The following is a 20,165-nucleotide window of genomic DNA, read 5'->3' as shown; positions in this document are numbered from 1 at the left end:
ATAGGACTGTGATGGCCACGGCATGGGATTTTGAGACCGATTATTGCGTCGCTGGCGCCGGGTCGGCAGGCAGCGTCGTCGCGAGTCGCCTATCCGAGGATGATAACTCGGTATTGTTGTTGGAGGCGGGGCCTCGCGACTGGAATCCGTTCATACACATTCCTGCAGGGTATTTCTATCTGCTGAAAGATCGCCGCTTCAACTGGATGTACAAGACTGAGGCGAGCCCCGACATATTCGGCAGAAGTATCGCCGCTCCCGCCGGTAGAGGGTTGGGGGGCAGCAGCTCTATCAACGGCATTCTGTTCACGAGAGGGCAAGCGGCTGAATATGATTGGTGGGCGAATGATCTTGGATGCCGCGGTTGGGATTATGCAGGGTTACTTCCGTATTTCAAAAAGGCGGAGAGCTTTGAAGGCGATGCGTCCCAGTATCGCGGCAGCTTCGGCCCCGTGAACGTCGCTTCGTTCCGCACGATTCATCCACTCGCACGGGATTTTGTCAAAGCCGCAATCCAGGCCGGCTATGACGAGGTTGGCGACATGAACGCCCCAGACAGAAGGGGAGCCAGTCTCTTCCAACAGAATCGCAACGGCCGTTTCAGGGCGAGCACCGCGTCAGCCTATCTCCGCCCTGCTCTGAAGAGGGGGCGCAATCTACGGATCGAGACCAACGCGGCCTGCACTCGGATTCTCTTCGCCGGAAAGAAAGTGGAAGGCCTGGAGTTCGTTCGGAATGGGCGCTTCTGGCGAGTTAAGATACGGCGCGAGCTGATCGTTTCCTGTGGCACTCTGCGCTCACCGCAATTGCTCCAGCTGAGCGGGATCGGAAACCCTGAGCATCTCAAGCGGATTGGTGTTCCTGTTGTTCAGGCCTTACCGGAGGTTGGCGAGAATTTTCGGGATCAATACCTTGTTAGGATGTCTCACCGCACGCGCGGAGTCCTTACCATCAATGAAATGAATAATGCCCTGACCATTGCGAGAGAAACAATCAACTATCTCGCCAAAAACAGCGGGCTGCTCACGCTGGGCGCGAGCATGGCCTCCCTGTTTTGCCGAAGTTCCCCAGAAGCTAAGTTCGATGACCTACAACTCATGTTCGCGCCGGTGAGTTTCTCAGCCTCCACTCCAGGAATTTTGGAGCGTGACGGAGGTATGACGATCGGCGTGTTCGTAACCTGTCCCGACAGCGCGGGGACGGTACTCGCTCGCAACGCAAATCCGCATGAGCCGCCGGCAATTAGTCCGAACTATCTCAGTGCGCCAACCGACTGGCCAAGGCTGTTGGTCGGATTACGCACGGCTCGGCGGGTCTTTGAGATGGAGGCTCTCAAGCGATGGAGCATTGGAGAGACCGTGCCAGGGCCCGACGTGGTCACAGATGAACAGCTTCTGGACTTCGCGCGGCGGGTCGGAACCACCGCCGCCCACTATACCGGAACCTGCCGAATGGGATCAGATGAGAGCAGCGTAACGGACATTTCGCTTCGCGTACGCGGCGTATCCGGCCTGAGGGTCGTCGACAATTCAGTCTTCCCGCGACCTTTATCGGGCGGGATGAACGCAAGCGCGATCGCAGTCGCTGAAAGGGCGGCGGATCTTATACGCGGTCGCATCACCGCGCTCTGAAGTTTGTGGACGTCGGGGTCGCTAAGTGTATCAGGCCTCAGCTACGCCGCAGACCGGTTGACAACGCGCAAAACTGCTATTAGAACGGTGTTCCACACAGAATATCATTGACGTTTTAGGAAAAGCCTCGTCCTGGGGCGCAATAACAAAGGTTGGCAGTGATGGCGAATTGGGCAGGCGTTTTCCCGGCAGTGACCACGAAGCTGAATGAAAAAGGCGATCTCGATCTCGCCTCGACGCAAAGCAGCATTGAGCGGCTGATCAGAAGTGGCGTATCCGGCGTTATTGTTCTTCCCATGTTGGGAGAGAATGCGTCGCTGACGCTCGACGAAAAGGAGAAGGTCATCCGCGCTGCCAAGGAAGTTGTCAGCGGCCGTGTTCCACTCCTCTCCGGCCTTGCGGAGATTTCCTCCGACTCGGCCGTTGAGACGGCACGAAAGTTTCAAAGCTTCGGTGCAGAAGGACTGATGGCCTTCCCGAGTATCGCGTATAAATCAGACGCCCGTGAAACCTCCGCGTGGTACCGCAACCTCGCAGCCGGATGCGATCTCCCGATCATGATTTACAATAACCCGATTGCTTACGGGGTCGATGTGACCCCTGAAATCCTGAGGTCACTTGAGGACGTCGATCAGATCGTTTGTATTAAGGAAGAGTCTGGCGATATTCGCCGTGTTACGGACCTCCATAACGCGTTTGGTGACCGTTTCTCAGTCTTTTGCGGCGTGGACGATCTGATCCTCGAGAGCCTGGCCTTGGGCGTCACGGGGTGGGTTTCCGGCATGACGAATGCCTGGCCTGAGGAGTGCGTCCGCATCTTCGACCTGGGCCGCGCCGAGAAGTTTGCGGAGGCCCGCGAACTGTACCGCATCATGACCCCTGCCTTCCACTTGGATACCAGTGTAAAACTTGTGCAGTACATCAAGCTGGCCGAGCACCTTGTCTGCGGAGCACCGGAATGGACACGCGCGCCGCGGTTGCCCTTGGTCGGAGATGAGCGTGAGCGGGTGGTGGCGATCATCAACCAGACGATCGCCACATTAAGCGAGCGGTATTCCCGGGCAGCTTAACGGAGGCACAATACCGTGACTTGGCTGGATGGAGAGCGCAAACGCTCGTCTCGACCGGGGCATAGTGCCGAGGTTTTTGACCGATCCTGGCGTCGCGCCGGTATCAACCGTGCCGCAGACCGGTTCGAGTTCCAGCTCACGAACAGGCGGGAGCAACAATGCAAGGCGACACGATGACAACGACTCTGCCCAGTTCGGTGCTCGTCCTGAACGCTAGCGACAATGTCGCGATCGCGCGACGTGCAATCGCGCCGGAGCAGACGGTGGATGGGGCGCTTGTTGCCAAGAGCGCTGTCCCTGCGGGACACAAAATCTCCATCAGGACGATCAGATCGGGTGAGCCCGTGTTGCGATACGGTCAGATCATCGGGTTTGCCACCAAAGACATTGAGCCTGGGCTGCATGTCCACCTGCAGAACATGGCTTTGGGCGAATTCGACAAGGACTACGCTTTTGGCGCGGCAGCGCGCGACACCGACTACGTTGAAACGCCAGCTACTTTTTTGGGCATCCGCCGTCCTGACGGGCGCGCGGCAACTCGGAATTACGTCGGAATTCTGAGCAGCGTGAACTGTAGCAGCCACGTCGCCAATGTTGTGGCAGATGTGTTCAAGAAAAACCCCTTTACGGGGGACGATCCACTGGCTCAATTTCCGAATGTGGAAGGGGTTGTCGCGCTAACCCACAAGACTGGATGCGGCATGACTGGCGGCGAACCGTTGAACGTCTTGCGCCGTACGCTCGGAGGTTACGCCCGCCATGTCAATTTCAGCCACGTAATGGTTCTCGGACTGGGCTGCGAGGTCAACCAGATAGGGGGTTTGCTGGAAGAGCAGCGACTGGCTGGGCGCGTACGAAGCATGGACATCCAGGCCATGGGCGGCGCGCGAAAGACAGTCGAAGCCGCAGTCGCATTCGTGCGGGAGGTTCTCGGGGAATCCAATCAGGTCACCCGAGAGCCCATTCCTGCGAGCGAATTGATCGTGGGGCTGCAGTGCGGCGGGTCGGACGGTCTTTCGGGGGTGACGGCAAACCCCGCCTTGGGAGAAGCCAGCGACATTCTGGTCCGTAATCGCGGAACGGTGATCCTGTCCGAGACGCCTGAAACCTATGGGGCTGAGCATCTGCTGACGCGGCGGGCCGTATCGCGCGAAGTCGGCGAGAAGCTGATCGCTCTGATGGATTGGTGGGATGCATACTTCAAGCGGGAAGGTGCCGTTATGAACGACAATCGTTCCCCGGGGAACATGGCTGGTGGGATAAGCACCATTGTCGAGAAGTCGCTGGGAGCCATGGCCAAGGGCGGCACAACAAACCTGGTTGATGTCGTCAAATACGGGGAGGCAGTCAAGGGCCCTGGATTGGTGTTCATGGACACCCCCGGATACGACCCAGTGTCGGCGACTGGTCAGGTTGCCGGCGGCGCGAACCTCATCTGTTTCACGACGGGAAGAGGCAGTGTTTTTGGATGCAAGCCGGCACCTTCCATCAAACTGGCATCCAATACGGCGATGTACCAGCGCATGCAGGACGACATGGATATCAATTGCGGCGAGATCCTCAGCGGGGGCGAGAGTGTCGAACAATGCGGCAAGCGAATCTTCGATCTGATTTTGCGCGTGGCTTCAGGGGAACGAACCAAAAGCGAAGAGTTTGACTTTGGTGCGGCCGAATTCGCCCCGTGGGTTCTTGGCGCCACCGTCTAGCCCTCAAGAAAGCTATTGGCATGAAAGTCGTTTACTCAGAAGGCCATCGTAGCCACGATCCGCAAACATTCATTCATCGCGGAAGACTGGTTCAAAGCCCCGAGCGCCCCGAGCGTGCCGACATGCTGCTCTCGTCGGCGATCGATGCCGGGCACGAGGCGCTCGAGGCGAACCCGGCCGACGCCTCGATTCTGACGCGCGTTCACACGGCGCGGTATCTCGACTTTCTGGAGAATGGCATAAATGAATGGCTTGCGTTGCCCCACGCCGGCCCGGAAATTGTGCCCAACACGCACCCCAACCGTTTTGCGTCACATTACGCCAGCCATATCGTTGCACGCTCCGGATTCCACCAAGCCGACACAGCGTGTCCCGTCGGGCGCGGAACGTGGGCGGCGGCGCGATCCAGTGTAGACGTCGCCCTTAACGTCGGTGATTTGATGGCGCGCGGCGAGCGCCATGCATATGGACTTTGCCGCCCGCCAGGCCATCACGCCTGCACCGAGATGGCCTGGGGGTTTTGCTACCTCAATAACGTTGCGACCCTTGCTGAATCTCTACGGATGAAAGGAGCCGAGCGCGTCGCAATTCTGGATATCGATATCCACCATGGGAACGGCACTCAGCAGATCTTCTATGAGCGGCCTGACGTGCTGACGGTATCGGTCCATGCCGATCCTGATGGATTTCCGGTATTCTTTAGCGGCTATGCAGATGAAATTGGCTCCGGTGCCGGAGAAGGGTTCAATTTCAATCTTCCGCTAAATCATGGCAGCGATGACTCCGTCTTCGTCAAAGCAATCGCACTGGGCATGCAAAAGATAGGAGATTTCGGACCAGATGTCCTCCTCGTTGCGCTTGGCCTCGATGCCTATCGCGGCGATCCGCTCAGTGTGCTTGACGTCTCCTCCGATGGCTTCCGGAAGGCTGCTAGGGCCATAAGCGACTTCAATGGACCTATCGCCATGCTGCAGGAGGGCGGATATCCCTGCCCGGAACTCGGTGACAATCTTGTGGCATTTCTAGGAGCAATAGATGACTAACTCCAAACAGTGCGCCCTTGCGTTTTCAAGCAAATGGGCACTCGTAACCGGCGGACGAGGCGCATTGTGCATGGTCGCGCGCCCGAGCGACTGCGGCTGCTCAATTGGGGCGGGCTTAGATATCTCCAGCGGGAGGAGGGCCAACTGATGGAGCTGCGGACAAAACGCCTGCTGCTACGGGAATGGAAGGACGAAGACGCCGAACCAGCAGCTCAGTTGGTTGACGATCCTAGAGTTGGAAAGTACCTCGCAAAATTCGACAATCGGGCCGCGATCGACGCCTGGATAACTGCCGAGCGCGAGCGTTTCAAAAGGCATGGCTATGGCCTTTGGGCGATCGAGCGCTTGGGTGCTGCAGGATTTGTCGGCTTCTGCGGTATTGTTGACGTCGCCTATCAAGCACATTTCACGCCGGCGGTTGAAGTGTCTTGGAGGTTACATCCAGATCACTGGGGGCATGGATATGCAACCGAGGCCGCCGCCACCGTCCTTGACTTCGGATTCCGGAATTTAAAGCTGAACGAAATCATCGCGAACGCCGCAGTGGACAATGTCGCCTCACAACGCGTTATGGAACGCGTCGGCATGTCGCATGATCCAAACGACGACTTCGACCACCCGCTCAAGGCAGCCGATGATCCCTTGCGACGCCAAGTCCTTTACAGGCTCACGTATCAAGATTGGCGCCAAAAACGTTAGCCGCGCATCTTGGTGTCGCGTCTTTGTATACGCCCTCCCAAGGCGCACCGGCCCGGCAGGTAGCTTAGTCTCCTGCCGGGCTGTCAATTTACTGATCGTCCCTGCGCTCAGGCATTTCGGGCTCGCAGCTGGTTGCGTTGAGTGGCGGCTGTTTTGCTAGCAACGAAAATGTGGCGAATGACACACGAGCAAAGGTCAGTTTAAATGGGCAAGGTGGCGGGCGCGGGTCCGGACCCATTTTCGCCTAGGACGTTTGCGCCACTCAGGAACCTGACCTTTCGGTCGATCTGGCTCGCCACTCAGGTCTCCAGCCTTGGCTGGCTGATGCAGACCGTCGCAATCAGCTGGCTGATGGCGACGATTTCCACTTCCGATCTAATGGTCGCACTGGTCCAGGCTTCATCGAACCTGCCCGCTTTCATCCTGTCCGTCTTCGCCGGGGCTCTCGCCGACAATTTCAGCCGTCGCAGGGTCATGTTCGCCGGCCGGTGCATTATGGTGGTCGCATCTGCCATGCTGACCGCGTCTGTGGCGCTGGGCTTTGCCGATCCTTGGATGATCCTCGGCTTCAGCTTCTTGATTGCGGGCGGCGGTGCTCTCAACGATCCCGCCTGGCAAGCCTCGGTTGGCGATATCGTGGACCGACGTGACGTTCCCGCTGCCGTTACCCTGCTCTCCGTCGGCTTCAACACTGTCCGGACCGTTGGCCCGGCCCTCGGCGGCATTGTGGTTGCCTCGTTCGGGCTTGTGACGGCTCTCGCCGTGACCACACTCGGCTATCTGGTCCCTTTGGTCACCATCTGGCGCTGCAAATGGAAGGTTCGCTCCTCACCTCTCCCGCGTGAGCCAATGGCGACGGCGATCTATGACGGGCTGCGCTTCACCGCGATGTCATCCGAAATCAAGGCGGCGATTGCGCGCGGAACCCTCTTTGGGCTCGCGAGCATCGCCATACTCGCGCTGCTGCCGCTGGTTGTCCGCGATCAGCTGGGAGGAGGCCCCATCGCCTATGGCGCCCTCATGGCCGGCTTCGGGACAGGCGCTGTCATCGCCGGCATCTCCAATAGCCTGTTCAGACGGAGCTTGTCTCAAGAACGACTGATGACGCTTGCCTGCGTCGCCTGCGCTACATGCTCTCTTTCCCTTGCCCTGACCTCTTCGATTGCGGTGGCCGCAATTGCGCTCGCTTTGGGCGGCGCGGGTTGGGTCACCGCCTGGTCCGGGGTTGGCGTGAGCGTGCAACTGGCGAGCCCGCGCTGGGTCGTGGGGCGCACGATTTCGATCTATTATGCATTGATAGATGGCGGCATCGCGGCCGGCAGTTGGGTGTGGGGCACGGTGGCGCAGAATTACTCCCTGAACTTGGCGCTGGAGGGTTCCGCTGGAGCTCTGCTTTTGGTCGCTGCAGCCGGGGTCGTGTTTCCACTTCGTGAGCGTCACGACTCCGAGCCAGATCCTTTGGATGAATTCGACGCGCCAGCAGTCGCCCTCAAACTAAAGCCGAGAAGTGGTCCCATCGTGGTCAAGGTGGAGTACCTGATCGCCGAGCAAAATGTCGAGGTGTTCCTGGACCTCATGCGCGAGCGCCGCCATGTACACAGCCGCGTCGGTGCCCGGCGCTGGACGCTCCAGCGCAACCTTCAGAAGCCTAACCAATGGACGGAAGCATTCCAAACACCGACCTGGACCGACTACCTTCGCCTCAACCATCGTCTGACGACGGAAGATAAGGAACTGGACGAACGGATCTTTCGCCTGCACGCGGGAGAAGTTCCACCTCAGATGACGCTTTGGATCGAGCGCCCGACAAGCCCGACCGGCAAGGCCGACCGGTCAAATTCCTATGTTCCTCGCCACTGATCATGCCGGGCCATACATGCGCTCAATGAAAAGCTAAGAACCGTTAGATTCGGCGCAACCCACGTCACAGCTCTCCCGGCGGCGGGAACGGTAACTCCGCGTGTTTCTGGGAATGCCAAGAGCGACCGCGACCTAACGCCGCGACAGCCTGCCGGTGTCCCTCTCCACCGGGAGGGTCCATTTCGAAGCGCTGGATGGGGCGTGAGCTCGGCTTCGACTGTTATGCCTACCGCAAGATCCAGCCAGTGCGGAGCTACGGAGTTGATACGCCTGCAGATCTGGAAAAGCGCCCGGCCTAGGTTGCCCGATGGGAACGCGTCGGCAGTGGCCATGACCTGAACAGGCAGCGTTCGGACGCCTTGCCTACCTTGGACGGCCGACGCGGCTTGCTCGGTTTTAGCGGCTGGAACCCACCGGCGCCTACGCAACGCAGCCGAGGCCACGAGGCGAAGGCCGCCGGTTGCACGCAGCTGATGACCTATTCCGATCAAATCATAGTCTGGTCGTCGATATAGAGTGCGCTATCGGCAGTTCTCGAGAAGCGAGTTGACAACTGGCTGTTCTGTTGAATACAGTTCCATCAAGAACATCATTGCTGTTCTTGCCCGCACGAGGGCCAATGCGGAAAACTCTTCGACGACGACGGCGTCGTGCGTGGCGTGCCCTGCCGGTGTACCTCCCCTACCGGCAGGGCGCAGTTTTGCACTCCAGCACCCTCGATCGAGATGTCAGCGCGCCCGTAATCCAAGAAGGGAGTGATCCGCATTTCCCGGGTTAGTTTTCAGCAGAAAGTCAACAGCAGCAACAACGGCGAACGCCGAACAGGGAGGTTCGAGTGTTGAGAACCTGGTTCCAGAAGTTGTCTGACATCTCGCCACTGGCGAGGACAGAGGCGATGTTGAAGGAAGCGCTCACCGATGCGGTCCGTGAGCTCGGCTTCGACTGCTATGCCTACCTTAACGTCCAGCCAGTGCGGAGCTACGCGGTATCGAACTACGCGAACGAGTGGCAACAGCGCTATTTGGAACGCGACTACAAGGATATCGATCCAGTCGTCAGGACCGCGCGGGCAAGAATGGAGGCGTTCACCTGGGCGTCTGACAACCCGAGAAAGGTATCGTCCCGAGTTCGCGCCTTCTACGCTGACGCAGGCGACTTCGGCATCCGGTCGGGCATCACGATCCCGATCAGGACAGCGTTTGGTCACATGTCCATGCTGACCGTCGCATCGCACAAGCCATCGTTGTCGCTGGAGCACGACACCGATCAGCTCGCGGCTGTGACAGCCGTCGCGCTCCTCCAGGCAAGGCTGGAACAACAGGAAGTCCAGCCGACGACGAGCGTTCAGGCCGAGCTCACCGCCAGGCAGGCCCTTTGCCTCAAATGGTCGGCCGAAGGCAAATCGATGAGAGCAATCGCGGCGATCGAGGGCATGTCCTTCGCGACGGTCAACTTCCACCTGAATAATGCTCGCAAGACGCTCGACGCGGGAAGTCTCGCGCAGGCAACAGCGCTGGCAACGAAGCTCGAGCTGATCTAGGGAACCATGATGGGTCGACACAAGAGCGCAAGAACAGCGAACTCTTATGCGGTCATGGCAACAGCAGTTTTGCCAACTGATTTGGTCGACCTTCCCCCATGGGGCTCTATCCAGCGGCTCGGTGCCGACCTCGAAGAGAATCATGATCCTCGCGGGCAGATGCTCAAGCGGCGTCGTCGGCTTGACGAGCTCGACATGACTGACGCCGAGCGCCTGGGCCAGTTCATAGAGCGTTATCACCGTCGGGTTCCGACGACCCCGCTCAAGGCTACTAAGGTACTGTTGACTGAATCCGGAGCGCGCTTCGACCTCCTCCTGGGTCAGGCCCTTCTCCCGACGCAGGCGGGCGAAATTCCGGCCGACCAGTTTGCGCACATCCATGCGCACCAGAATCGTTATTTACACACTATGAGGCAGAGGGGCGCTCCACACGGCTTCACCTTGTGAGCGCGCACTGCGGACAATTCAGAAAGAGTTGCGTTGCCCCCAAGTTTTATCCAATCCTGAGTTCGCTCCGGCGATCAATGTTGCCCTATTGAGCGGTTGAGCGACGGGCACAGGCGCGGAGCTGATCATGGTGCGCAGCGCTGTGTCCCGTCGCGGGGTGAAGGTATGGGCGAACTCGAAGGGGTCTGCCAGCCGAGCCGCGAATGTGGGCGAATGATGTTGTAATCTGTCCGCCAACTGGCCAAGACCGCGCGAGCCTGCGCCAATGAGGTGAACAGCATCTCGTTCAGCAGTTCGTCACGGAGGCGACCGTTGAAGCTCTCGATGAAGCCGTTCTGCATTGGCTTGCCCGGCGCGATATAATGCCAGTCCACGCGGCTTGCATCGGCCCAGGCAAGGATGGCATTGCTGGTCAGTTCACTGCCATTGTCACTGACCACCATCTTCGGCTTGCCTCGTTCGATCATGAGCCGATCGAGTTCGCGGGCAACCCTCACGCCGGACAGAGACGTATCCGCGACCACCCCAGGCACTCGCGCGTGCAGTCGTCGACGACGGTCAATATCCGAAAGCGACGGCCACGGTCAGCTGATCCGACACGAAGTCCAGTGACCAACGGTCGTTGGGCGCAACGGGGACCATCATCGATGCCCGCGTTCCAGTGGCCCGCTTGCGGCCGCCACGGCGCCGAACGGCAAGTTTCTCCTCGCGATAGAGCCGGAACAGACGCTTGTGATTGACCACATAACCTTCCCGCCGCAGCAGCACGTGCAGGCGGCGATAGCCGAAGCGCCGGCGCTCATGCGCGATCGCCTTCATCCGCTCCCGAAGGTCACCATCGTCGCCACGGCTCGCCTTGTGGCGAGCAGCACCGCCTACGTGGCGCTGCTGGCTGAGCGTGAGGCGTTGCAGGCTGAACGCGATGTGGCGGTCGCGGATGCTGCCAACTGGCGGGCTGAAGCCGCCAACGCGCAGGCCATGCTGTCCGACACCGAGGCCCGGATTGCGTATCTCGAGCGGCGCATCGAGAAGCTGAAACGCGAACTGTACGGGCAGCGCTCCGAGCGCACGGCGCGGCTGATCGAGCAGTTGGAATTGGAACTCGAAGACCTCGTCACCTCGGCGACCGAGGATGAGCTTGCCGCGGCCGCCGCGGCGGCGAAGACCCAGAGCGTGCGTTCCTTCACGCGCAAGCGGCCGGTGCGTAAGCCCTGGCCAGAGAATATCGAACGCGAGCGCGTCGTCATCGAGCCACCCAGCATCTGCGCCTGCTGCGGCGGATCGCGGCTGTCCAAGCTGGGTGAGGACGTGACCGAGAAGCTGGAAGAGATCCCGCGCCGGTTCAAGCTGATCGAGACGGTGCGCGAAAAGTTCACTTGCCGCGATTGCGAGAAGATCACCAGCCGCCGGCGCCGTTCCATGCCACGCCGCGCGGCTTCATCGGTCCCCAACTGCTGGCGACAATCCTGTTCGACAAGTTCGGCATGCATGCTCCACTCAACCGACAGAGCGCGCGCTTCAAGGCCGAGGGGATCGACCTGCCGCTGTCGACGCTGGCCGATCAGGTCGGCCACGGAACCTTCGCCGTCATGCCGCTCTTCCAGCTGATCGAGCGCCATGTGCTCGCGGCCGAGCGCCTTCATGGCGACGACACCACCATTCGCATCCTGGCGAAGGGCAAGTGCGCGACCGGGCGCATCTGGACCTATACGCGCGACGACCGGCCCTTCGCCGGGCCTGCGCCGCCGGCGGCGATCTATTACGCCTCGAGCGACAGACGCGGGGAGCATCCTCAGAAACATCTGGCCGGATTCGCCGGCATCCTTCAGTGCGACTGTTACAGTGGCTTTAGCCGCTGTTCGATCCGCAGCGGATCACGCCGGCCTTTTGCTACGCCCATGCGCGGCGAGGATTCTTCGAATTGGCCGACATCGCGAAAAAGGCCCGGGATGGCAAGAAGGGCAAACCGATCTCCCCGATCGCGCTGGAAGCGGTCAGGCGCCTCGACGCGCTGTTCAAGATCGAGCGCGCCATCAACGGCCGCAGCGCTGACGAGCGGGATGCCGTGCGCCAGGAGCAGAGCAGACCACTTCTCGACGACATGCACGCCTGGTTGCTCCGCGAGCGCGATACCCTCTCGCGCTCTTCCGAGGTCCTGAAGCCAATCAACTACATGCTCAGGCGCTGGGCCGACTTCGCCCGCTTCATCGACGACGGCAGAATCTGTCTCAGCAACAACGCGGCCGAAAGAGCGCTGCGCGGCATTGCTCTGGGAAGGCGCAACTGGACCTTCGCCGGTTCCCAGCGCGGCGCCGACCGCGCCGCCGTTATGCTTACCCTCATCACCACGGCACGCCTCAACGACGTCGACCCGAAAGCTTGGCTCGCCGACGTCCTGGCCCGCATTGCCGATCTTCCCGCCTCGCGTCTGCATGAACTACTGCCCTGGGAATGGAAGCGCCTGCGCGAAGCCGACAAGGCCGCCGATCAGCAGGCCGCCTGACCTTCACGCATCGCCATCATAGAGCCCGCCGCGCCCACGCGTGCGTGCCAATCATGCGGCCTTCGTCGTATGCGTACCCTTCTATCCCGGTTCCTTGCGTTACCTTCTTAGCCTGCCTTGATGCACGGCGATCGGCTTTCGGCGGCCTGCATCGGCGATCCGGCCGCCGCTGCGGTGCTTTTTTGACAAGCCTCGTGAACGGCGGTGATCAGTCGTGATAGAAGGCGGGTTTGAGGGTTGCGGTCAGCGGGTTTGTTTTCAGGGCGTCGGCGCCCTGTGGCTATGTCGCGAGCCCCGGGGATGCGATCGAGGACGATGCGCAGGATGCGCTGGTCGGGGCAGGATGTCGGCAGGCGCAGGCGGATTTGCGTCTTCATCTCGACCCTCCGCGCGGCGATCCTGATGAGGCGCAAACGCAGCGTGTCGAATTGGGCGACGGCAAAGCTCGAGCGCTTCGGCACCGCGGCGCGCAGGCCAACATCAGAACACGCGCCCGAGAGGATATTGATCCGGTCACAGTCAGTCCATTTAGCTGTCGATTTGCGGATTGACAATCAGGCCCGAAAGGTGGAACACTGTTCTAACTGGAGCGTTGGTACCAGTATATGCGATTAGTCGGATTGGTGGGCGAAAAAGTCTCCGTTCGAAATCGGATTCAATGCAGAACGTATCTGCGCACCCGCGGAGCTTGGGAGGAGCTAACAATGAAATCTTTCGTGAGGACCCTATGTCTCAGTGCCGCGATAGCCTTCGTAGCCCACGTCGCCAGCGCCGCCGAATTGACGTTTGCAACCGGTTATGGCTTCGACTTTTTTGCCGCAGAGATTGCCAAGTTCGAGAAGGCAACCGGCAATAAGGTTACATTTATACATCTGCCAGCGGAACCCTCTGGAAAGCTCAGCCAGTTTAGGCTCTGGTTTTCGGCCGGGGACAAGAGCGTCGATGTTCTCCGGATGGATGACATCTGGCTGCCGGCGTTTGCCGACCACCTGGTTGACCTAAAAGTCGCGGCCGAAGATGTCATCGGCGACACCTTCCCTTCAATTATCCAGTCACTGACGGTTGACGGCAGGCTAGTTGCGCTGCCGCAAGGTTCAGATGGGCCGCTGCTCTTTTACCGCAAGGATCTGTTGGAGAAGTATGGTAAGGCTCCGCCCAAGACCTGGGACGAACTCACGGCAACTGCCAAGGAAATTCAGGATAAGGAACGCGCAGCCGGCAACTCTGATATGTGGGGCTTCGTTTTTCAGGGAAGGGGCAATGACACACTGACCTGCAATGCGCTTGAGTGGATCAAGTCCTCAGGAGGCGGCAACATCGTCGAGCAGGACGGGACCATCTCCATCAACAACGAAAAGGCAGTTGCCGCCCTTGAGCGGGCCAAGGGTTGGGTCGGCACGATCTCCCCTCCAGGTGTCGTCTCTTATGGAGAAGAAGAGTCGCGCGGGGTGTGGCAGTCGGGCAATGCCGTGTTTATGCGCCAATGGACTTATGCCTATCAACTCAGTAATGCCGACGATAGTGCCGTAAGGGGCAAGTTCGATGTCATGCCATTGCCGGCGGATCCCGGCGAAGTGTCGGCGCCAACGCTCGGCGTGAAGGGTAACGTAGTGTCGAAGTATTCCGAACACCAAAAAGAGGCTATCGAGCTGGTGACGTTCTTGGCTTCGGCTGAAGTGCAGAAGGATGCCGCGCTTCAGCTTGGAGACATGCCTGCGATCCCATCGCTCTTTGACGATCCGGACGTAGTTGCTGCCCAGCCTTTTATGCCCACGATGAAGGGGGTGATTGACAGCGGGGCTATACGCCCTGCGGCGGTTCTTAAGTCTAGATGGAACGAGGCCAACACGGCCTTCTTTACGGCCGTCAACGATACGCTCTCCGGCAAAGGGACCGCTGCCGAGAATCTGGAACGCGTCGAGGCGCAACTGACCGAACTGAAGGGCAGCGGCTGGTGAACCTCCCGGCCGAGGAAGGCTGAGGACAAGAGTACTATCATCTTGTCTGCAGCCATCGCCAAGGGTGGCGGCTATCATGCCGCCATCCTTTGCAGAGCCGAACCGCATGGAAAGTCTTATTTGATGGCCGATCTTCTTGCCGCAGATACGCCGGCTGCGCTCGGGCACTCCTCGCGCGTTAACTCGGATTTGAATGCGCAACGTGTTCACTCCGCCTGGGTGTTTTTGGCGCCGACGCTGCTGTTGTTGGTGCTGGTCGCGGCCTGGCCGCTCGTCCGCACAATCTACTTCAGCTTCACCGATGGGTCGCTTAACAATATCGCGGACGCTCAATTCGCAGGCTTCCAGAACTATTTCACCTGGACCACGCTAAAGAGCGGCCGCACAATCTATCGCGGACTGCTCGCCGACCCCATTTGGTGGAACGCTGTTTGGAACACACTGAAATTCGCGCTGATCTCCGTAAGCAGCGCGACGGTCCTGGGTCTTGTCGTCGCGCTCGTGCTCCATTCCCAGTTTCCGGGGCGGGCCCTCGTGCGCGCAGCCATACTCGTGCCTTGGGCGCTTCCAGGGGTTGTGTCCGCACAGATGTGGGCGTGGATGTTCAATGACCAGTTTGGCATCATAAACGACATTCTGCTGCGCCTTGGGGTGATAAGTCACAAGGTCGCTTGGATGGCAAATCCCGACACAATGGTCTCTGCGATCCTAGTTGTTCAGGTCTGGAGGAGCACACCATTTGTGGCGCTTCTCATCCTCGCCGCACTGCAGACGGTGCCTAGTGATATCTATGAGGCCGCCAAGATTGACGGCGTTCACCCATTCAAGGTGTTCTGGCGGGTGACGCTACCCCTGATACGTGCGCCGCTGATGGTGACCATCATCTTCGGGATACTCGACGGGCTGCGGCTCTTCGATCTCGTATACGTTATGACTCCTACCAGCACCCAGACCGTGACCATGTCAGTACTGACGCGCCAGTACCTGTTTGAGTTCGACAGATTCAGCTACGGCTGCGCCGCTTCCACCGTCCTCTTTCTTATCATAGCCGGCGTCACAGTCCTCTACATCTGGCTGGGACGGGTCAATCTCGAGGGAGGGGAGCGTTGATGTTTGTCACCATCGCCAAGCGAAGTGCGTTCTATGCACTCGTCATCTTCATTGTCGTTGTGTCGATCTTTCCTCTCTACTACGCCATCCTCACCGGCTTCAAATCCGGCGCCGCTCTATTTCGCATTGACTATTGGCCGACCGAGATGTCCTTTGCCAACTACACGGACGTCGTTTCAAGCGGCTTCGCTCGTAACCTAGGTAACTCAGTTCTGATCGCCTCGTTAGTAGTCGGTCTGTCGCTCCTACTCGCACTGACCGCCGCTTATGCATTGGGGCGCGTGCACTTCCGGGGTCGCTCGCTGCTTCTCTTTACAATCCTGTCGGTGTCGATGTTTCCGCAGATCGCCGTGCTTGCTGGCCTCTTTGAACTCATCCGCTGGGCCGGGATCTACAACACACCCTTTGCGCTGGTTTTTTCATATATGATTTTCACGTTGCCGTTCACGGTTTGGGTGCTTACCGCCTTCATGCGCGATCTGCCAATCGAAATTGAAGAGGCGGCGATTGTAGACGGCGCCTCGCCTTGGGTAATCGTCACGCGCATTTTCATGCCGCTGATGGGGCCGGCGCTGGTAACCACGGGACTTTTGGCCTTCATCGGTGCCTGGAATGAGTTCGTGTTCGCGCTGACCTTCACTTCGTCCGATGACCAGCGCACCGTTCCTGTTGCGATTGCGCTTCTCTCAGCCGCCTATCAGCACGAAATTCCCTGGGGCAGCATCATGGCGGCCTCTGTCATTGTCACGATACCGCTCATAGTTCTCGTGCTCATCTTTCAGCGGCGGATCATTTCAGGCCTAACGGCCGGTGCCGTTAAAGGCTGAAGATCAGGAGAAAATGATGGCAAAGCTGCAACTGAACGATGTTCGGAAATCCTTTGGCGCTGTTGAGGTGATCAAGGGCGTGAGCATGGAAATCCGCACAGGCGAGTTCATGGTCTTCGTCGGCCCGTCAGGCTGCGGAAAATCTACACTCCTCAGACTTATCGCCGGGCTGGAGGAAATCACTTCCGGCACCCTCGCCTTTGACGATCAGGTCGTCAACAATCTAGTTCCTTCGAAACGAGGGATCGCAATGGTGTTCCAGTCATATGCGCTGTACCCGCATATGACCGTGTTCGAGAACATGTCGTTCGGTTTGCAGCTTGCTGGCGCAGATAAGAGAGAGCGTAGGAGAAGAGTCGAGGCTGCTGCGGAGATGCTGCAGCTGACCCCCTATCTCGAGCGGCTGCCGCGCCAGCTTTCTGGCGGTCAGCGTCAGCGCGTGGCAATCGGGCGCGCCATCGTACGGGACCCGAAGGTTTTTCTCTTTGACGAGCCGCTTTCAAATCTTGACGCAGCACTGCGCGTCGCGACGCGCATCGAGATCGCTAAGCTTCACCGCAGTATGCATAACACAACTATGGTCTATGTAACGCACGACCAAGTGGAGGCGATGACGCTCGCGGATCGAATTTGCGTTCTACGCGACGGGCTCGTTGAACAAATTGGTACGCCACTGGAGCTTTACGAGAAGCCGAAGTCAATTTTCGTAGCTGGCTTCATCGGATCGCCAAAAATGAACTTCCTCTCCGGCCGCTTCTCTCAAGTTCACAACGTTCATACGATTGGCATCCGCGCCGAGCATCTGGAGATCGCCGGGCGGGGGGAGTGGTCAGGTACAGTGGTCCATTCCGAGATGCTTGGGTCGGACAGTTACATTTACGTCGACCTCGGTGCCTCGGAACCGCTGATTGTTCGGGAAAACGGCACGTCGCGGCACCATCCGGGCGAGGTCGTGCGTATCTCGCCAACCGCCGGCCATATCCATCACTTCGACGCGGAGGGCCGGGCGATCAACAGTGTGGAATTGCGAGGCGTGGCCTAGGGCTACCCTGTAGGCCGGACGACAGCACAGCAAATCAGAGCCAGCGTCCACAGCAACGCGCGAATTGTTGGCACCGCGAAATGGTGCCTCAACCACTGGAGAATGAAATTGACTGTAAATGCCATCGTGTGGGGCGAAAATGTGCACGAACAGAGAGATGCATTGGTTCGGGAGATCTATCCGGACGGGATGCACAACAGTATCGCGGTGGCCCTCAATGCGGATCCGGCTATAAAAGCGACAACGGCAACATTGCAGGAGCCGGAGCACGGCTTGACGGAGAAACGGCTTGCCTCGACCGACGTGCTTCTCTGGTGGGGACACACGGCGCACGGCGCGGTCGATGATGAAATCGTCGAGCGGGTCGTCAAACAGGTCTGGGAGGGCATGGGGCTGATCCTGCTCCATTCCGCCCACTTCTCCAAGCTCTTTAAGCGGCTGATGGGAACGTCCTGCGCGCTCAAATACCGCGAGGCCGGCGAGCGCGAACGCCTATGGGCGGTCAATCCGCGCCATCCGATAGCCGAAGGGGTGGGCGAGCACTTTACGCTGGAGAATGAGGAAATGTACGGGGAACCTTTTTCCGTACCGGAGCCGCTAGAGACGGTGTTCATCTCCTGGTTTGCAGGCGGCGAAGTCTTCCGCTCAGGACTCACCTACCGTCGCGGTGCTGGCAATATCTTCTATTTCCGTCCCGGGCACGAGACTTATCCGACCTATCACGATGAGACGGTCCAGAAGGTGCTGCGCAATGCGGTTAAATGGGCACACAACCCACAAACTAGCTACGCGGCCATTCAGGAATTGCCTCACGTCCCCGTGGAAAGCGCTTTAGAGCCGATAGTCCACCGCGATCCGAAACGGTTTTTTCTGCCTGCAGCTGGCTCTGTCTGAGAGGAGAGATGTTCACGCGTTTGCTTATTCTCGTAACCGGCGGCAGGGCGAACGCCCATGCAATCGAATTCGGCAAGATCGATGGCGTCGAAATAGTCTGTGCCGTCGACGCCGACCCGGTGCGCGCCAAGGCCTTCGCCGCCAAGTACAACATCGAGCACACCTTCGCCTCTCCCGAAGAGGCGATTGGATGGGGCCAGTTCGACGCGGCAGCGAATGTGACTTCGGACCGCTCTCATTATCCGACAACCATGGCTCTCATTGCTGCTCGAAAGCTCGTACTATGCGAGAAGCCACTCGCCAAAAATTACGAGCAGGCTCAAGAAATGGCCGCAGCGTCAGAGAGTGCTGGTCTTATTGCAATGGTGAATTTTAGTTTTCGTGATGATGCCCCCTTGCAGAGAGCACGCGAGATTGTGCTTTCGGGGCAGATCGGCCGTGTCCGGCACGTGGATGAATCCTTTCTGCAGAGCTGGTTAGTTCACAGTGATTGGAGAAATGAGGCGAAATTGCTCTGGCGGCTTTCAACGAAACACGGTTCTAACGGCGTTCTTGGTGACCTTGGTATTCACGTATTGGATTGTGCTGCCTTTGCGGCAGACAGCGCCATCGAGCGAGTGTTTGCCCGACTGAAAGCTTTCGAAAAGGTTCGAGACAACCGTGTTGGCGAGTACGAGCTCTACGCAAACGATAGTCTCGGATTAACGGTGGAGCTCGAGAATGGCGCCATTGGCGTTATTCAGGCCAGCCGCTGGGCTACTGGCTATACGAACGAGTTAGAGTTGAGGCTATTTGGGGACAAAGGGGCGCCGGAAGTACTCAGTACATCGGAAGGCTCAACCCTGCGGGCATGTCTGGGAGAGAACGTCCCCAACGGGATGTGGCGGCAGATTGCCGTCGACGAGTTGGCGATGAGCATCTACTCCTGCTTCATCAAAGCTATGGAGACCGGAAAGAACACCGAACCTAGCTTTAGGTACGCGGCGAACCTGCAGAGGGTGGTGGATCTCGCGATCCAAACGGAGCGCCAGCGAACCGAGGCAAATGTGCGGGATGCCAGCAGCCAGCATCATGAGCACCCCGCTGCGACCTGAGACGGTGCCGAGTGCCCGTACCGGGAACGCTCGGCGCCTGCCCACCCCTCAGCCAGCTGAGTGGGTCTCATCACGGCTCGGGCGGGCTTCCGCTCAGCCTGAGCCACATCATCTTTAACGAGGTGCATGTCGGTTTCGACTACACCCAAGAATGCTACCAAAGAAGGAGCCTATCGAAATGGTCGCGAGCAACTTGAACAGCGTCATTCTTTCCGATCACCCGTTGAGCTTGGAATGGATCAAACGTGGCGCCGCCCTACTGGAGACCAGAGGGACCACGACCACGATATCGCTTCGCAATCCCTCGTGGCGTGACGAATTGCTTTCGGCTTTGATCGATGCGGATATTCTGCTCGTTTCTCCCTGGTCGCTGCCTGACATCACCTTGGATCACGCTTTGCTCGACCGCGCGTCTCGTCTACGGGCAATCGGGGTAACCTACGACAATCGCTTCTCTAGTTTCGTTTCGGTCGACGCACTCACCGAGCGCGGAATCGTCTTGATCGAGACTTCGCGCTCGATGTCGCCAAGCATTGCGGAATTTGCAGTGGCTCAAACTCTCAATCTGTTGCGCGACATTCCGACGGCGATTGCGCTCATGAGAGCGGGCGGCTGGAAGGAATCTGAGATTGACCCGTTAGCCTATATCCATGGCGATCTCGCTGGCAAAAAGGTCGGGCTGGCCGGCTATGGCGCCATCAACAGGCGGTATCATCAGTTGATCAGCGGTTTCGGCTGCCA

At 59.0% G+C, this 20,165-nt stretch carries 14 protein-coding genes and 4 pseudogenes; 15 read left to right on the top strand and 3 right to left on the bottom strand.

Going from position 1 to position 20,165, the window contains the following annotated elements; all coding sequences use genetic code 11:
* Nucleotides 1-11: 11 nt before the first annotated feature.
* From NKH83_RS29885 to NKH83_RS29855, 7 genes are all read left to right on the top strand, one after another.
* Complete coding sequence (locus NKH83_RS29885) at nucleotides 12-1,631, top strand: GMC family oxidoreductase (RefSeq protein ID WP_352808604.1); 1,620 nt, start codon at nucleotides 12-14, stop codon at nucleotides 1,629-1,631.
* Between the two features lie 161 nt (nucleotides 1,632-1,792).
* Nucleotides 1,793-2,701: a dihydrodipicolinate synthase family protein gene (locus tag NKH83_RS29880; protein ID WP_352808602.1), complete on the top strand. Its 909-nt coding sequence runs from the start codon at nucleotides 1,793-1,795 to the stop codon at nucleotides 2,699-2,701.
* Between the two features lie 158 nt (nucleotides 2,702-2,859).
* Nucleotides 2,860-4,407: a UxaA family hydrolase gene (locus NKH83_RS29875; protein ID WP_502895646.1), complete on the top strand. Its 1,548-nt coding sequence runs from the start codon at nucleotides 2,860-2,862 to the stop codon at nucleotides 4,405-4,407.
* Between the two features lie 20 nt (nucleotides 4,408-4,427).
* Nucleotides 4,428-5,450 carry a histone deacetylase family protein gene (locus NKH83_RS29870; protein ID WP_352808600.1) on the top strand — a complete coding sequence of 341 codons (1,023 nt, stop codon included), beginning with the start codon at nucleotides 4,428-4,430 and terminating at the stop codon, nucleotides 5,448-5,450.
* A 147-nt stretch (nucleotides 5,451-5,597) separates the two neighbouring features.
* Nucleotides 5,598-6,149: a GNAT family N-acetyltransferase gene (locus NKH83_RS29865; protein WP_352808599.1), complete on the top strand. Its 552-nt coding sequence runs from the start codon at nucleotides 5,598-5,600 to the stop codon at nucleotides 6,147-6,149.
* 204 nt (nucleotides 6,150-6,353) lie between these two features.
* Nucleotides 6,354-8,009, top strand: coding sequence for an MFS transporter (locus tag NKH83_RS29860; RefSeq protein ID WP_352808598.1), 1,656 nt, complete (start codon nucleotides 6,354-6,356; stop codon nucleotides 8,007-8,009).
* 838 nt (nucleotides 8,010-8,847) lie between these two features.
* A complete protein-coding gene (locus NKH83_RS29855) occupies nucleotides 8,848-9,549 on the top strand; it encodes an autoinducer binding domain-containing protein (protein WP_502895649.1) in 702 nt (233 codons plus the stop codon).
* Nucleotides 9,550-9,726: 177 nt separating this feature from the next.
* On the opposite strand, the pseudogene NKH83_RS29850 reads toward NKH83_RS29855, so the two are convergent.
* Nucleotides 9,727-9,930 (bottom strand): annotated as a pseudogene (locus tag NKH83_RS29850) (helix-turn-helix domain-containing protein); the annotation flags it as partial.
* 112 nt (nucleotides 9,931-10,042) lie between these two features.
* Nucleotides 10,043-10,860: pseudogene (locus NKH83_RS29845) on the bottom strand (IS3 family transposase); the annotation flags it as partial.
* On the opposite strand from NKH83_RS29845, the pseudogene tnpC reads away from it, so the two are divergent.
* Nucleotides 10,834-12,499, top strand: a pseudogene (gene tnpC / locus NKH83_RS29840) (IS66 family transposase). The pseudogenes NKH83_RS29845 and tnpC overlap by 27 nt on opposite strands.
* Before the next feature lie 296 nt (nucleotides 12,500-12,795).
* Here the strand turns inward: tnpC and NKH83_RS31760 are convergent.
* A pseudogene (locus NKH83_RS31760) lies at nucleotides 12,796-12,972 on the bottom strand (transposase); the annotation flags it as partial.
* A gap of 231 nt (nucleotides 12,973-13,203) precedes the next feature.
* On the opposite strand from NKH83_RS31760, the gene NKH83_RS29830 reads away from it, so the two are divergent.
* The 7 genes from NKH83_RS29830 to NKH83_RS29800 form a co-directional block, all read left to right on the top strand.
* A complete protein-coding gene (locus tag NKH83_RS29830; protein ID WP_352808596.1) occupies nucleotides 13,204-14,457 on the top strand; it encodes an ABC transporter substrate-binding protein in 1,254 nt (417 codons plus the stop codon).
* Between the two features lie 123 nt (nucleotides 14,458-14,580).
* Entirely contained in the window at nucleotides 14,581-15,567 is a 987-nt protein-coding gene (locus NKH83_RS29825; RefSeq protein WP_352808644.1) for a carbohydrate ABC transporter permease, read from the top strand.
* Nucleotides 15,567-16,394 carry a carbohydrate ABC transporter permease gene (locus tag NKH83_RS29820; protein WP_352808594.1) on the top strand — a complete coding sequence of 276 codons (828 nt, stop codon included), beginning with the start codon at nucleotides 15,567-15,569 and terminating at the stop codon, nucleotides 16,392-16,394. Before NKH83_RS29825 ends, NKH83_RS29820 begins: the two co-directional genes overlap by 1 nt.
* Nucleotides 16,395-16,410: 16 nt before the next feature.
* Entirely contained in the window at nucleotides 16,411-17,436 is a 1,026-nt protein-coding gene (locus NKH83_RS29815; RefSeq protein WP_352808592.1) for an ABC transporter ATP-binding protein, read from the top strand.
* 108 nt (nucleotides 17,437-17,544) lie between these two features.
* The gene (locus NKH83_RS29810) at nucleotides 17,545-18,330 is read left to right on the top strand and encodes a ThuA domain-containing protein (RefSeq protein WP_352808643.1); all 786 of its coding nucleotides are present in this window, start codon (nucleotides 17,545-17,547) and stop codon (nucleotides 18,328-18,330) included.
* Between the two features lie 8 nt (nucleotides 18,331-18,338).
* Nucleotides 18,339-19,424: a Gfo/Idh/MocA family protein gene (locus NKH83_RS29805; protein ID WP_352808589.1), complete on the top strand. Its 1,086-nt coding sequence runs from the start codon at nucleotides 18,339-18,341 to the stop codon at nucleotides 19,422-19,424.
* A 178-nt stretch (nucleotides 19,425-19,602) separates the two neighbouring features.
* Nucleotides 19,603-20,165 (top strand): NAD(P)-dependent oxidoreductase (locus tag NKH83_RS29800; RefSeq protein WP_352808587.1); only part of this gene is annotated, 563 nt, incomplete at its 3' end.

This window comes from Mesorhizobium sp. M0909, from assembly GCF_040319515.1.
Classification (GTDB): Bacteria; Pseudomonadota; Alphaproteobacteria; order Rhizobiales; family Rhizobiaceae; genus Mesorhizobium.
Note: the sequence above shows the minus strand (reverse complement) of the source record. Positions and strands in the feature narration are given on the sequence as shown.

Excerpts from the sequence above, each read along its gene's own strand:
- NKH83_RS29885 (WP_352808604.1), top strand. The coding sequence starts at position 12 with ATGGCCACGGCATGGGATTTTGAGACCGATTATTGCGTCGCTGGCGCC.
- NKH83_RS29880 (WP_352808602.1), top strand. The coding sequence starts at position 1,793 with ATGGCGAATTGGGCAGGCGTTTTCCCGGCAGTGACCACGAAGCTGAAT.
- NKH83_RS29875 (WP_502895646.1), top strand. The coding sequence starts at position 2,860 with ATGCAAGGCGACACGATGACAACGACTCTGCCCAGTTCGGTGCTCGTC.
- NKH83_RS29870 (WP_352808600.1), top strand. The coding sequence starts at position 4,428 with ATGAAAGTCGTTTACTCAGAAGGCCATCGTAGCCACGATCCGCAAACA.
- NKH83_RS29865 (WP_352808599.1), top strand. The coding sequence starts at position 5,598 with ATGGAGCTGCGGACAAAACGCCTGCTGCTACGGGAATGGAAGGACGAA.
- NKH83_RS29860 (WP_352808598.1), top strand. The coding sequence starts at position 6,354 with ATGGGCAAGGTGGCGGGCGCGGGTCCGGACCCATTTTCGCCTAGGACG.
- NKH83_RS29830 (WP_352808596.1), top strand. The coding sequence starts at position 13,204 with ATGAAATCTTTCGTGAGGACCCTATGTCTCAGTGCCGCGATAGCCTTC.
- NKH83_RS29825 (WP_352808644.1), top strand. The coding sequence starts at position 14,581 with ATGGCCGATCTTCTTGCCGCAGATACGCCGGCTGCGCTCGGGCACTCC.
- NKH83_RS29820 (WP_352808594.1), top strand. The coding sequence starts at position 15,567 with ATGTTTGTCACCATCGCCAAGCGAAGTGCGTTCTATGCACTCGTCATC.
- NKH83_RS29815 (WP_352808592.1), top strand. The coding sequence starts at position 16,411 with ATGGCAAAGCTGCAACTGAACGATGTTCGGAAATCCTTTGGCGCTGTT.
- NKH83_RS29805 (WP_352808589.1), top strand. The coding sequence starts at position 18,339 with ATGTTCACGCGTTTGCTTATTCTCGTAACCGGCGGCAGGGCGAACGCC.